Source organism: Streptomyces sp. HB132, from assembly GCF_016909575.1.
GTDB lineage: Bacteria > Actinomycetota > Actinomycetes > Streptomycetales > Streptomycetaceae > Streptomyces.
This window is the reverse complement of record NZ_JAFBGA010000004.1, coordinates 337,766-351,368: the sequence shown is the minus strand read 5'-3', so window position 1 is coordinate 351,368 and position 13,603 is coordinate 337,766. Positions and strand designations below refer to the sequence as shown.

Genomic DNA, 13,603 nt, shown 5'->3' with positions numbered 1-13,603 from the left:
GATGGGCGTGGCGGGATCCTTCCCCAGCTTCGCGGGGAGGCCCCCCGGCCCGGTCATGGGCCGGGACGAGGCGGACCGTACGCTGGCCCGGCTCGGTGCTGAGCACGAGGCCATCGAGACCTCGCTCCTCGCCCTGGAGGAACACGCCGGCCGCCGGCTCCTGGAGGGCGCCACTCTGGCCGGTGTCACCAAGGAGCGCTGGGGCACCACCAAGCGGTCGATCACGCTGCTCTGGCAGTACTTCGACGCCTACGCCGGGGCGCTGGCCTCGGCCCGTGAGATCCGGGGCAGGCGACGCTACCCCGGCAGGAGCGACCTGGTGGCCCTGACCGAACTGCTGCGCGGCGACGGTGTGACCGTGGCGAACCAGGGCTCGACCGGCCCGGGCTCCTCGCTCACCGGTCCGGCCCGGCTCTCCGAGCGATTCACGCTGGAGGAGCTGGTCGCCCGGATGAACGACCTGTACGCCCGGTCGCTGGACATGGTCCTCGCGTCGGACTCCGTATGGTCGGCGCTGCCCGCCCGGATAGACCTGCTGGCCGCCGAGCTGCGCCGCACCGGCTCGCTGGCGCACTCGGTCGGGGTACGGCCCGGGGAGCACCCGGCCGGTGACGACCTGGAGTCGATCGCCGAGGAGCTGGCCACGCTGCGGGAACAGGTGATCTCCGACCCGCTGGCGTTCTGGATCCCGGGTCCGGGGAGTGCCGCGCCGGGCGGAGGGCGGCCCGACACCACGCGCTACGACCGCGCGGCACGCGCCCTGGAGGAGGTGCGCCGCGAGATCGAGGCGGTGCTGGCGGTCCGCCAGGACGCCGAGCAGCGTCTGGTCCAGGTGCGTGACCTGCTGTCGCGCGCGAACCGTACGCTCGCCGAGGCCCGGCTGGCGCGCGGCGAGGTGCTGGCGAAGATCGCGGCCTCCGAGGTGCCCGCGGTCAGCGGGCCGCCGACCGTGTTGCAGGAGCGGCTCGCGACGGCTTCGGCGTACCGCAGGCACGCCCAGTGGAGCCGGCTGTCACCGCTGCTGGAATCGCTGGAGCGGGAGGCGGAGGACGAACTGCTGCGCGCCCGGGAGTCGCTGACGTCCGTCACCGAGCCGCTCGCGGTCCGCGCGGAGCTGCGCGGCAGGCTGGACGCGTACAAGGCGAAGGTGGCCCGGCACGGTCTGGCCGAGGACCCGTTGCTGATCGAGCGGTACGACGCGGCCCGGCGGATGCTGTGGAGCGCGCCGTGCGATCTGCGGGTCGCGGAACAGGTGGTGATGCGCTATCAGCGGGCCGCCACGGACCTGCTGACACCGCGCCGCCCGGACCAGCACGACGTACAGGGGGAGAGATCATGAGTGCGCAGTGCCAGCGCCCCGTGTGCGAGGGCAGCTACGAGGACATGGGCGGCGGCGAGCTGTACTGCGACACCTGCGGTCTCGCGCCGGTCGTGTCGCCCACGGGCATGGTGGGTTCACCGCCCACGGGCATCGCGGGCGGTGGCGGGGCGGGAAGCGGCAGCACCTCGCGGCGGACGGGTTCGCAGGCGTCCGCCCGGTCGTCGTCGCGCTCGTCGACCTCGCGGCGTTCGGTGTCCGGGAGGCTCTCCCGCTCCCTGTCCGGAAGTCCCACCTCGCGGTCCGTGTCGGTGCGCTCCTCGGGCACCTCGACGGGGTCGGCCTCCGGCCGCGGCAGGCTCGGCGCGGGCCTGGTGCTCGTCCCCGACGTGCCGAGGCCCGACCCGTACACGGCGGTGATGGAGAAGCCCGAGGTCCCCGAGCGGAAGCGGTTCTGCTCGCGCTCCGACTGCGGTGCGCCGGTGGGCCGGGCACGCGGGGAACGGCCCGGCCGTACGGAGGGGTTCTGCACCAAGTGCGGTCACCCGTACTCCTTCGTGCCCAAGCTGCGCGGCGGCGACGTCGTGCACGGGCAGTACGAGGTGGCGGGCTGCCTGGCGCACGGCGGGCTCGGCTGGGTCTATCTCGCGGTGGACCGGGCGGTCTCCGACCGCTGGGTGGTCCTCAAGGGCCTACTGGACACCGGGGACCAGGACGCCATGGCCGCGGCCATCTCGGAGCGGCGCTTCCTCGCCGAGATCGAGCACTCCAACATCGTCCGCATCTACAACTTCGTCGAGCACCTGGACCAGCGCACCGGTTCGCTCGACGGCTACATAGTGATGGAGTACGTCGGCGGGAAGTCGCTCAAGGAGATCGCCAACGAGCTCCGCACACCGGCCGGGAAGCGGGACCCGCTGCCGGTCGAACAGGCCTGCGCGTTCGGGATCGAGGCGCTGGAGGCACTCGGCCACCTGCACAGCCGCAACCTGTTGTACTGCGACTTCAAGGTCGACAACGCGATCCAGACGGAGGACCAGCTCAAGCTCATCGACATGGGCGCGGTGCGCAGGATGGACGACGGCGAGTCGGCCATCTACGGCACGGTCGGCTACCAGGCTCCGGAGGTGGCCGAGGCCGGCCCCTCCGTGGCCTCCGACCTCTACACGGTGGCGCGGACGCTCGCGGTGCTGACCTTCGACTTCCAGGGTTACACCAACGTCTTCGTGGACTCGCTGCCGGATCCGGACAACATCGAGGTGTTCCGGCGGTACGAGTCGTTCTACCGGCTGCTCGTGCGGGCCACGGACCCGGATCCGGCCCGCCGGTTCTCCTCGGCAGCGGAGATGGCGGAACAGCTGACGGGGGTGCTGCGGGAGGTGGTCGCCCTGCAGACGGGGCGTCCGCGCCCGGCGCTCTCCACCTTGTTCGGCGTGGAGATGCGCGTGACGGACACGGAGTTGTTCGCCCGGCCGACCGACGAGGTGTCACGGCTCGGTGCCCGTCACGAGGCTCCGTCCGGCGGCACGGGCCGCTTCGGACGGCGGCGCGGGACGGCCGACCCGGCCGCCCCCCTGCCCACCCCGGCCCGGCCGGCCGTTCCCGCCGGCGCTCCCGTCGTCCCCGTCCCGGCGCTTCCGGCCGCGCCGGGGGGCGCCGGTCCGCTGTACGCGCCCGACACCCATGTCCGGGGCGGCACGGGAAGCGGCGTGGTGGCGGGCGCGGCCGCGTCCGGGCAGCACCGGGCGGCCGTTCCGGCGCCTCGCGCGGCGGCCCCGGCTCCCGTGGCGCTCCCGGGCGCCGGTCCCCGGCTCGCCGCGTTCGACGCGCGGGCGACCTCGCTGGCCCTGCCGGTCCCCCGGGTGGACCCGAACGACCCGAACGCCGGATTCCTCGCCGGGCTGATGGCGTCGGCGCCCGCGGAGCTGGTCTCCGCCCTCCGCTCCGTGCCCGCCGCCTCGTTGGAGACCCGCCTGCGGGAGCTGCGCGCGCTCCTGGAGATGAGCGAACTCGACGCCGCCGTACGGGCACTGACTGCGGTGGAGGCACAGCACCCGGACGACTGGCGGGTCGTCTGGTACCGCGGTGTCACCTCGCTGGTGACCGGTGACCACGAGAACGCCGCGCTGTCCTTCGACGCGGTGTACGACGCCTTTCCCGGCGAGCCGGCGCCGAAGCTGGCACTGGGTGTCTGCGCCGAGGTGCTCGGGCAGCTGGACAACGCCGCGGAGTACTACCGGCTGGTGTGGACGACGGACCCGAGCTTCGTCAGCTCCGCCTTCGGTCTGGCGCGGGTCCAGGTCGCGGCGGGTGACCGGGCCGGTGCCGTGCGCAGCCTGGAATCCGTGCCGGAGTCGTCGATCCACTACACGGCGGCGCGGGTGGCCGCGGTGCGGGCCCGGCTCCGCGAGCGGGCCCCGCACGAGCCGCTGATCGACGACCTGTCCGCCGCGGCGGACCAGGTGACCGCCCTGCGGGCCTACGGCCTCGACGCGGTGAGACGGGAACAGCTGTCGACCGAGGTACTGGGTACGGCACTTGACTGGGTACTCTCCGGTAGTCCCACGGCTCAGCCGGTGGCGCCGCACTCCCCCGCAGTCGCGGGTCCGAGGACGGTACTGGGCAGTGACCTGGACGAGCGGGGTCTCAGATTCGGTCTCGAACGCTCGTACCGGATGCTCGCCCGGCTGGCACAGCGGGGCGACGAGAGGATCGAACTGGTGGAGCGGGCCAACCGTTTCCGCCCCCGGACCTGGGTGTGAAGATGTCACAGAGCCACCAGCAGGCCTCCTTGCCGGGGTGCCCCAGCTGCGAGGAACCGCTGGAGTCGGGCGACCTGTTCTGCGGAGGCTGCGGGTACGACCTCTCGGCAGTGCCCTCGCCTCCCGCCGACCGTCCGACCGTCGCCATCACCGTCCCCGCGCAGGGCGCAGGTTCGCCCGAGGCGGCCGGGGCGGTGGAGTGGCCGCGCGCCTCCGCGACGGACAGCTCCGATGTGCCTGCGCCCACGCACCGGCCCGCCGACCTCCCCGGCGTGGACTCCGGCGGAAGGCCCCTGCCCACCGCCGACCGGGCAGCGGTCCGCTTCGACGAGCCGGGCTCGGGCTCCCCGAAGGGCGCGGCCCCGGACGGCCCGGGCGACGCCTCGGGCGAAGCCTCGGGTGACTTCGAGCTGGCCGCGCCCGATCCCCGCACCGCGGAGCACGCGGCCGCCGGTGCCTCGGCGGCCGGCGCGAAGGTCTGCGTGGCCTGCCGCTCAGGCCGGGTGGACACCGACGGCTACTGCGAGAACTGCGGCCATGCCCAGCCCCGCGAGCGCGACCACATGGAGCAGGAGCTCGGTGCGGTGGCGGCGGTCAGCGACCGGGGCCTGCGCCATCACCGCAACGAGGACGCGTTCGCGGTGTCCTGCACCGCCCTGCCGGACGGCTCACCGGCCGTCGTCGCCATCGTCTGCGACGGCGTCTCGTCGGCGAGCCGTCCCGACGAGGCCTCGGCCGCCGCGGCGGCCGCCGCCAACGAGTCACTGCTGGAATCGCTGCCGCGCGGCTCGCATCCGCAGCAGGCCATGCACGAGGCGATCATGGCCGCGTCCGAGGCCGTCAACGCGCTTGCGCAGGAGCCCGGTCAGGCGCTGGAGCACGACCAGCACCGTCATCAGAACGCCCCGGCGTGCACCCTGGTCGGGGCGATCATGGCGGGCGGTCTGCTGATCATCGGCTGGGTCGGCGACAGCCGTGTCTACTGGATCCCCGAGGACCGGTCCCAGCCGCCGGCCCGGCTCACCGAGGACGACTCCTGGGCCGCGCAGATGGTGGCGGCCGGTCTGATGAACGAGGCGGAGGCGTACGCCGACGAGCGCGCCCACGCCATCACGGGCTGGCTCGGCGCCGACGCGTACGAACTGGAGCCGCACACCGCGTCCTTCAAGCCCGACCGGGCCGGTCTGGTGGTGGTGTGCACCGACGGCCTGTGGAACTACGCGGAGTCGCCGGCGGAGATGGCCGCGGCCGTGCCGTCCGACGCGTGTGAACGGCCGCTGCACAGCGCCCAGGTGCTGGTCGGTCACGCCCTCGACGGCGGGGGCCACGACAACGTAACAGTGGCGCTGCTGCCGTTCGCCATCGCGGCGCGAGGGGCAGGATCCGCCTGAGCGTGAGCGGTCCGCCGCCGCCCCCTCGGCGCTCCGCCCCGTCCCCGCGCGCCCCGCGCCCGTCAAGTGCCGCGCCTCGTGTCCCGCGCCCTGAACCTGTCCGCACCTCTGTTTTCGTCACCGCTGTCCTCTTCCGACACACGTGGTGCCTCAAGGAGCCGATGAGATGGCCAACTTCTCCAAGTCCAGCGTGCCGCAGTTCTCCGTCGAGGTGTACCAGAACGAGTTCCTCCCCGAGGGCGGCCGCGACGTCAACGCGATCATCACCGTCACCTCCACCGGCGGGGGTACGACCGGCGGTGTGCCACTGGCCGACGGCGCCCCTGCGGCCGCACGTGTCGCGGGGCGGGCCCCCGGCGCCGCCGTGGTGCTCATGGTCGACTGTTCGGGCTCGATGGACTACCCGCCGACGAAGATGCGCAACGCACGCGACGCGACGGCGGCGGCCGTGGACACCCTGCGGGACGGCACACGGTTCGCCGTCGTCGCGGGAACGCACACGGCCAAGGACGTCTACCCGGGCAACGGGCAGCTGGCCACGGCCACCCCGGGGACCAAGGCCCAGGCGAAGGAGGCCCTGCGCCGGCTGAGCGCGGGCGGGGGCACCGCGATCGGGACCTGGCTGAGGCTGGCGGACCGGCTGCTCGGGGCATCCGAGGTGGACATCCGGCACGGCATCCTCCTCACCGACGGGCGCAACGAGCACGAGTCCCCGGAGGACCTGCGGGCCGCTCTGGACTCCTGTGCGGGCCGGTTCACCTGTGACGCGAGAGGTGTGGGCACCGACTGGGAGGTGAAAGAAGTCACAGCGATCGCCTCCGCCCTGCTCGGCACGGCGGACATCGTCGCCGATCCGGCGGGTCTCGCCGCGGACTTCACGCGGATGATGGAGAACGCGATGGGCAAGGAGGTCGCGGATGTCGCGCTGCGGCTCTGGACGCCCGTCGGTGTCGAGATCGTGTTCGTCAAGCAGGTGGCACCGGCGGTCGCCGAGCTGACCGGCCGCCGCACCGTGGCGGGGCCGCGCGCCGGTGACTACCCGACCGGCTCCTGGGGCGACGAGTCCCGGGACTACCACGTGTGCGTCCGGGTTCCGGAGGCCGGGATCGGCCAGGAGATGCTGGCGGCACGGGTTTCGCTGATCCTGCCGCCCCCGCCGGACGACGGCGTCCCGCAGACCCTCTCCCAGGGTCTCGTACGGGCCGTGTGGACGGACGACACGGCCGCGTCGACGTCGATCAACCCGCAGGTGGCGCACTACACGGGGCAGGCGGAACTGGCGCAAGTGATCCAGCAGGGACTGGATGCGCGTAAATCGGGAGACTTCGGCGGCGCGACGGCGAAACTGGGCCGTGCGGTGCAGCTCGCGTCGGCTTCCGGAAACGCGGATACTGCGAAACTGCTTTCGAAGGTGGTCGACGTCGTCGATGCGGCGACAGGTACTGTGCGACTGAAAGCGAGGGTCGCGGAAGCGGACGAGATGACACTCGAAACGCGCTCGACCAAGACGGTTCGCGTCAAGAAGTAGCGACACGGACGACAACCACACGACGACGGGGCACCGCGCGGAAAGCCGTTCCGGCCGACCGGACGGTGCACCGGACAGCATGGCGGCCTCCGGGCCGGACGAGGAGAGGGGGAAGCGCCGACATGCCGACATGCCCGAACGGACACCAGTCGGGTTCCGAGGACTGGTGCGAGGTCTGCGGACACCGCATGGCCGGGACGGGCGCGCCCTCGGGCGCGGTTCCGCCGCCGCCTTCCCCGCCCGCCTACGGCTACCCGCAGGGGCCGGGGGCCGGGCAGCCGACCGCGCAGGCCGAGCTCTGCCCGCAGTGCCGCACCCCGCGTGAGGCGATGGCGCCGTACTGCGAGGAGTGCCGCTGGAACTTCCTCACGAACACGGCGACGTCCTACACCCCGCTGGCCCCGCAGGGCGGCGCGGGCGGCCCTGCGCCGGGCCTGAATCTGCCGCCGGGCTTCCAGGCGCAGCAGGGCCCGCCGCCACCGCAGCAGCAGGGTCCCGCGCAGCAGCAGCGGGACCCGTTCGAGTACCAGGGTTCCCGGCCTTCGCAGATGAACCGGCCGGCCGAGCCGCTCTCGCCGGAACAGGGGGGCCGCCCGGGTCCGCCGCCGCCTCCGCCGTCCTTCCAGCAGGGGCCGCCTCCTCCGCCCTCGTTCCAGCAGCAGTCTTCGTCCCCGTTCGAGGCGCAGGGCAGGAGCCCGCAGGGCCCCCCGTCGCCGTTCGAGCCGCAGGGGCAGCCGGGGCAGCAGATCCCGGGCCAGCAGGGTCCCGGCCGGCAGGACGGCCCGTCCTCGCCGTTCGAGCCGCAGCGGCAGGGGCCGCCGCCGCCGTCGTTCCAGCAGCAGTCCGCGCCGCCGGCGCCTCAGCGGCCGCAGGCGCCGGGGCCCGGTGGCGACGACGACTGGATGCTGCCGCCGCCCTCGCAGCAGCAGCCTCCGGGACCTCCGGGTGCCTTCCAGCAGGGTCCGCAGGGTCCGCAGGCGCCACAGGGTCACCAGGTTCCGCAGCCTCCGCAGCAGCAGTTCCCCGGTCAGGGTCCCGCCCAGGGAGGACCGGGCCAGGGGCCGGGCGGCTGGACGGCGGTCATCGCCCCGGACCGCGACTACTTCCTGGCGATGATGCAGCGCAGCGGCCCGGAGGCGACCGGGCTCAACCTGCCCGCGTACTCGCCGGAGCAGCGTCTTCCGCTCACCGGCAGCCAGATCACCATCGGCAGGCGCCGGCACAGCACCGGCGAGGCCCCCGACATCGATCTGGCCGTACCGCCGGAGGACCCGGGTGTCTCGCACCAGCACGCCGTGCTGGTGCAGCAGCCGGACGGCAGCTGGGCCGTCGTCGACCAGAACTCCACCAACGGCACGACGCTCAACGGCGCCGAGGACCCGATCCAGCCCTACGTCCCCGTACCGCTCCAGGACGGCGACCAGGTGCACGTCGGGGCCTGGACGACGATCACGGTCCGCCGCGACTGATCCGGTGAACACGAGGACACGCACCGGCCGAGGACCGGGGTCCTAGGACCCCGGTCCTCGGCCGGTGCGTCTGCGACGATGGACGGGTGACAGAGATTCCGCGCGACACGCTTCAGGAGCAGACCTTCTACGAGCAGGTCGGCGGCGAGGAGACGTTCCGGCGCCTGGTCCACCGCTTCTACCAGGGCGTAGCCGACGACCCGTTGCTGCGGCCGATGTACCCGGAGGCGGACCTGGGCCCGGCCGAGGAGCGGTTCGCGCTGTTCCTGATGCAGTACTGGGGTGGCCCGCGCACCTACAGCGACCAGCGGGGACATCCCCGGCTGCGGATGCGGCACGCCCCGTTCCAGGTGGACAGGGCGGCGCACGACGCCTGGCTCCGGCACATGCGGGTGGCGCTCGACGAACTCGGCCTCTCCCCCGAGCACGAGCGGCAGTTGTGGGACTACCTCACCTACGCCGCCGCCTCGATGATCAACACCGCGGGCTGAGCCGACGGGCTGCCCGCAGGCCGTACCGGGGGACGGCCACCGGATGATGCCGGAGGCGGGCAGGCATCGGCTGCCTCAGACGGTCCCGACCGTCACGGCGAGCGTGCCGAGGCCGCCACCGGCACCCCGTAGTGCGATCGAGCCGAACGGGGTGCGCAGCCGCAGCCAGGATCCCGCCGTGAGCAGCGCGACCGGGAAGTCGGGTGCCGGGCGCAGGAAGCCGAGGGACTGCGCGGCGTGCACCGCGCGCAGCGGAAGCTCCGTGTCCCCGACCGTCCGGGACCAGATGTCGTGGCCGATCAGATCGCGTTCCGCCCGGGTGCGCCGGTCCTCGGGCAGTGCGGCGTCGCGGGCCCGGAACTCGGCCACGGCGCCGGTGAGTTCGGTGCGCAGGTCGACGGGCCCCGGCAGCCCGGGGCGCTCCTGCCAGCCGCCGCGTGGCGGCAGCATCCCGGCCCACGGAGGTCCGGTGACGGGCGTCGGCAGGGCGCCCGTACCGGCTTGTGCGCCGGCCTCCTCCGTGTTCAGCGATTCGAGGAGTTCACCGGCCGAGACCGTGACGTCGAAGTCGTGCACGCCGGAAAGACGGACCGTGCGGATGGCGAGGACCTCGAAGGAGGGCGGCCGGCCGAAGACCGCGAGCGCGCCGCCGCCCGCCTGGAGGCGGACGGCGGCGGCCCGGTCGTAGTGGAGCAGCCGGCCGAGGAAGGCGGCGAGATCCGCCGCCTCCCTCGCGTCGACGAACCGCAGCGACCGTACAGGCACTGTCATACGGCGGCGGGCTCCTGGTCGAGGTACTCCTGCAGGAAGAGCTTCTCCTCGGCGGTGATCCGCCGGGGCCGCTCCTCGGCCAGGTTGTAGGGCACGACGACCGTCGACGCCCGTACGTAGACCTGCTCGGGGTCCTTGACCTCGTAGGCGATGGTCAGGGACGCGGCCGTTATCTTCGTGACCCAGGACTCGACGGTCACCGGCGCGTGCCGGTGGACCAGCGGGCGCACGTAGTCGATCTCGTGCCGGGCCACGACGGAACCGCCCGAGAAGGACGGCGAGCCGTCCCCCGGCGCCAGCCGGAACATGAAGTCGATGCGCGCCTCCTCCAGGTAGCGGAGGAAGACCACGTTGTTCACGTGGCCGAAGGCATCCATGTCCGACCAGCGCAACGGGCAGCTGTAGATGTGACGGGCCAACTCGATCAGCCTCGCGTGAGCTTCTTGTACGTGGCACGGTGCGGGCGGGCCGCGTCCGCACCGAGGCGCTCGATCTTGTTCTTCTCGTACGACTCGAAGTTGCCCTCGAACCAGTACCACTTGGAGTCGCCCTCGTACGCCAGGATGTGCGTGGCGACGCGGTCCAGGAACCAGCGGTCGTGGGAGATGACCACCGCTGCTCCGGGGAACTCCAGCAGCGCGTTCTCGAGCGAGGACAGGGTCTCGACGTCGAGGTCGTTGGTGGGCTCGTCGAGGAGCAGCAGGTTGCCGCCCTCCTTGAGCGTCAGCGCCAGGTTGAGGCGGTTGCGCTCACCACCGGAGAGGACACCGGCCGGCTTCTGCTGGTCCGGGCCCTTGAAGCCGAACGCGGAGACGTACGCCCGCGAGGGCATCTCGACCTGGCCGACGTTGATGTAGTCCAGCTCGTCCGACACGACGGCCCAGAGGGTCTTCTTCGGGTCGATGTTGGCGCGGGACTGGTCGACGTAGGAGATCTTGACCGTGTCGCCGACCTTGATGGCGCCGGAGTCCGGCGTCTCCAGGCCCTGGATCATCTTGAACAGCGTGGTCTTGCCCGCGCCGTTCGGACCGATGATGCCGACGATGCCGTTGCGCGGCAGCGTGAACGACAGGTCGTCGATGAGGACCTTGTCGCCGAAGGCCTTCGAGAGGTTCTCGACCTCGACGACGATGGAACCGAGCCGCGGGCCCGGCGGGATCTGGATCTCCTCGAAGTCCAGCTTCCGCATCTTGTCCGCCTCGGCCGCCATCTCCTCGTAACGGGCGAGACGTGCCTTGGACTTGGTCTGGCGGCCCTTGGCGTTGGAGCGGACCCACTCCAGCTCTTCCTTGAGCCGCTTCTGACGCTTCTCGTCCTTGCGGCCCTCGACCTTGAGGCGGGTGGCCTTCTTCTCCAGGTACGTGGAGTAGTTGCCCTCGTAGGGCAGTGCGCGGCCGCGGTCGAGCTCGAGGATCCACTCGGCGACGTTGTTCAGGAAGTACCGGTCGTGCGTGACGGCGACGACTGCGCCCGCGTACTTCGAGAGGTGCTGCTCCAGCCAGTTCACCGACTCGGCGTCGAGGTGGTTGGTGGGCTCGTCGAGGAGCAGCAGGTCCGGGGCCTCGATGAGCAGCTTGCAGAGCGCCACACGGCGCTTCTCGCCACCGGAGAGGGTGGTCACGGGCCAGTCGCCGGGCGGGCAGCCCAGGGCGTCCATGGCCTGCTCCAGCTGGGCGTCGAGGTCCCAGGCGTTCGCGTGGTCCAGGTCCTCCTGGAGCTTGCCCATCTCGTCCATGAGCGCGTCGGAGTAGTCGGTCGCCATGAGCTCGGCGACCTCGTTGAAGCGCTTGAGCTTGCCCATGATCTCGGCGGCGCCGTCCTGGACGTTCTCGAGGACGGTCTTCGACTCGTCGAGCTTCGGCTCCTGCATGAGGATGCCGACGCTGAAGCCGGGCGAGATGAACGCGTCACCGTTGGACGGCTGCTCGAGGCCCGCCATGATCTTCAGCACCGTGGACTTACCGGCGCCGTTGGGGCCCACGACACCGATCTTCGCGCCGGGCAGGAAGTTCAGATTGACGTCATCGAGAATCACCTTGTCGCCGTGCGCCTTGCGCGTCTTGCGCATGGTGTAGATGTACTCAGCCAAGAGAAACCGTCCGGCAGCAATAGAGGTGTGGGTAGATACACCCATCTTGCCTGACGCCCGCACCCGGACGGAAACCCGTCCGGTCCCCGGGCACGTGAAGAGCCCGGCACGGAGGTCCGTACCGGGCTCTTCACGACACTTCACCGGCGCTCGTACCACCGGCAGCGCCTGTGCTCAGTCACTCACCGCTGCCCTGCGGCTTCTTCCTGCGGAGCATGAAGACCGCGCCGCCGCCGAGGACGACGAGGGCGATGGCGACACCCGCGATGACGGGGGTGGCGCTGGAACCGCCGGTCGCCGCGAGGTCACCCTCGGTGCTCGGGGCGCTCTGGGCCGGCGTGGGCTCGGTGCCGGTCTGGGTGGTCACGTCGTCACCCGGGGCGGGGGTGCCGGCGGTCTCGCAGTCCAGGACGCCCTTGAAGTTCTTGCTGAAGCCGCCGGGACCGGTGATCGTGAAGTCGTAGGCCTCGTCCTCGCCGACCGGGACGGTCACCGTGCGGGTCTCACCGGCCGGGATGGTGTGCTCGGTACCGGCGAGCTCGAAGGTGAACGCCTCGTCACCGGTGTTGCTCGCGGTGATGTCGACGCCGCCCTTGGCGCAGTTCTTCTGGGCGGTCACCGCCGGGACGGCACCCTTCTCGGCCCAGGTGGCGCTCGCCGTCGCGGAGACGGTCGACTCGCTGGAGCCGGCGAGGATCATCGTCTGGCTCTTGATCAGCCCGGCGAAGACCCGGCCCACGGGCACGGAGGTGGAGGCCTGGACGGAGAACGAGGCGGAGCCGTCGGTGGCGTCGTCGGGGACCGAGAAGTAGAGGTCGGTGCCGTCGGCGGCCTCGGTGACGGGCTTGCCGGTCTTGTCGGTGACCTGGACCCCGCTGGCGGCGGCGTCGGCGGGCGGTGCCACCGAGACCTGGCCGGCGTCGGTGTGGACGGTGATCGGACCCAGCTTCTCACCGGCCTTGCCGGAGACCGCGGCCGGAGACAGCCCCACGGACGCCTTGGGCTCCGCGACGTTCTGCGCGTTCGCCTCCAGCCAGTCGGCGAGCTTCTCGGCGTTCTCGTCCTTGGCCGTCACGTCGGCCTTGTCCGAGAAGCGCCAGATGGCGACCTGGGTGCCGGCGGCGGCGGTCTTCGCGTCGAGCTGGCCGGTACCGGCCGTCTTGGCGAGCGCCGCGAAGTCGTCGACCTGCGGGTAGGAGTGCTGCAGGATCCAGCGCACCTTGCCGGCGTCGTCGTTGGCGCCGAGCGAAGACTGGCCCCAGGGGGTCTCCAGGTACTTCGCGCCGTCCTTGGTGGGCGTGTGGAAGTCGATGCAGTACGTCTGGATCGTGCCGCCGCCGTCGACCTTCATCTCGAACAGGCCGGCGGGCAGCTCCTGGGGCTCGTTGCCCTTGCCGGTGTCGAGCTGGGCGGTGCCGTAGGTCTTCAGACCGTCCAGTACGGCGACCGCACCACCCTGGTGCTGGCCCGTCTCGTCCGTCGGCGCGGCCGAGGCGGCCGTCGCTCCGACGATCGTTCCCGCAGCGACCAGCCCGGTGGCCAGCATCGCGGCGGCCGCCCTGACGAGACCGCGGCCCTTACTCCGGCTCCCTGGGGAGCCCTCCGTCGCCGCCGTCGACGACGAAGTGGACGCAGAAGACACAGAAAACACAGAATTCCCCTCCGGGCGAGACCTTCACGCTTGTGACGCGTGTGGGAGGTGCCTCGCCAGCAAACTCAAGTGCCGCATGAGTACGGGGGAATCGTAAGGATGGAGCGAAGGCGAATCCCCCTTCATGCCGTCA

At 71.9% G+C, this 13,603-nt stretch carries 10 protein-coding genes; 6 read left to right on the top strand and 4 right to left on the bottom strand.

Going from position 1 to position 13,603, the window contains the following annotated elements; genetic code table 11:
- The first annotated feature begins 1 nt into the window (after nt 1).
- From JOC24_RS12470 to JOC24_RS12445, 6 genes are all read left to right on the top strand, one after another.
- Nucleotides 2–1,339: a coiled-coil domain-containing protein gene (locus JOC24_RS12470; RefSeq protein WP_205020288.1), complete on the top strand. Its 1,338-nt coding sequence runs from the start codon at nt 2–4 to the stop codon at nt 1,337–1,339.
- The gene (locus JOC24_RS12465; protein WP_205020287.1) at nt 1,336–4,080 is read left to right on the top strand and encodes a serine/threonine-protein kinase; all 2,745 of its coding nucleotides are present in this window, start codon (nt 1,336–1,338) and stop codon (nt 4,078–4,080) included. The genes JOC24_RS12470 and JOC24_RS12465 overlap by 4 nt, the downstream gene beginning before the upstream one ends.
- Before the next feature lie 2 nt (nt 4,081–4,082).
- Nucleotides 4,083–5,471: a protein phosphatase 2C domain-containing protein gene (locus JOC24_RS12460; RefSeq protein WP_205020286.1), complete on the top strand. Its 1,389-nt coding sequence runs from the start codon at nt 4,083–4,085 to the stop codon at nt 5,469–5,471.
- Nucleotides 5,472–5,637: 166 nt separating this feature from the next.
- Nucleotides 5,638–6,999, top strand: a complete 1,362-nt coding sequence (locus JOC24_RS12455) for a vWA domain-containing protein (RefSeq protein ID WP_205020285.1) — start codon at nt 5,638–5,640, stop codon at nt 6,997–6,999.
- Nucleotides 7,000–7,121: 122 nt separating this feature from the next.
- Nucleotides 7,122–8,468, top strand: a complete 1,347-nt coding sequence (locus JOC24_RS12450) for an FHA domain-containing protein (protein WP_205020284.1) — start codon at nt 7,122–7,124, stop codon at nt 8,466–8,468.
- Nucleotides 8,469–8,554: 86 nt separating this feature from the next.
- On the top strand, nt 8,555–8,959 hold the full coding sequence (locus tag JOC24_RS12445) for a globin (RefSeq protein ID WP_205020283.1): 405 nt from the start codon (nt 8,555–8,557) through the stop codon (nt 8,957–8,959).
- Nucleotides 8,960–9,034: 75 nt separating this feature from the next.
- Here the strand turns inward: JOC24_RS12445 and JOC24_RS12440 are convergent, their stop codons facing one another.
- The 4 genes from JOC24_RS12440 to JOC24_RS12425 all read right to left on the bottom strand — a co-directional run bounded on the left by JOC24_RS12440 (nt 9,035) and on the right by JOC24_RS12425 (nt 13,365).
- Nucleotides 9,035–9,730, bottom strand: coding sequence for a hypothetical protein (locus JOC24_RS12440; protein WP_205020282.1), 696 nt, complete (start codon nt 9,728–9,730; stop codon nt 9,035–9,037).
- Entirely contained in the window at nt 9,727–10,149 is a 423-nt protein-coding gene (locus JOC24_RS12435; protein WP_205020281.1) for an acyl-CoA thioesterase, read from the bottom strand. The genes JOC24_RS12440 and JOC24_RS12435 overlap by 4 nt, the downstream gene beginning before the upstream one ends.
- A gap of 5 nt (nt 10,150–10,154) precedes the next feature.
- On the bottom strand, nt 10,155–11,819 hold the full coding sequence (ettA, locus tag JOC24_RS12430) for an energy-dependent translational throttle protein EttA (protein WP_205020280.1): 1,665 nt from the start codon (nt 11,817–11,819) through the stop codon (nt 10,155–10,157).
- A gap of 178 nt (nt 11,820–11,997) precedes the next feature.
- A complete protein-coding gene (locus JOC24_RS12425) occupies nt 11,998–13,365 on the bottom strand; it encodes a Cys-Gln thioester bond-forming surface protein (protein WP_239580318.1) in 1,368 nt (455 codons plus the stop codon).
- Nucleotides 13,366–13,603: the final 238 nt, after the last annotated feature.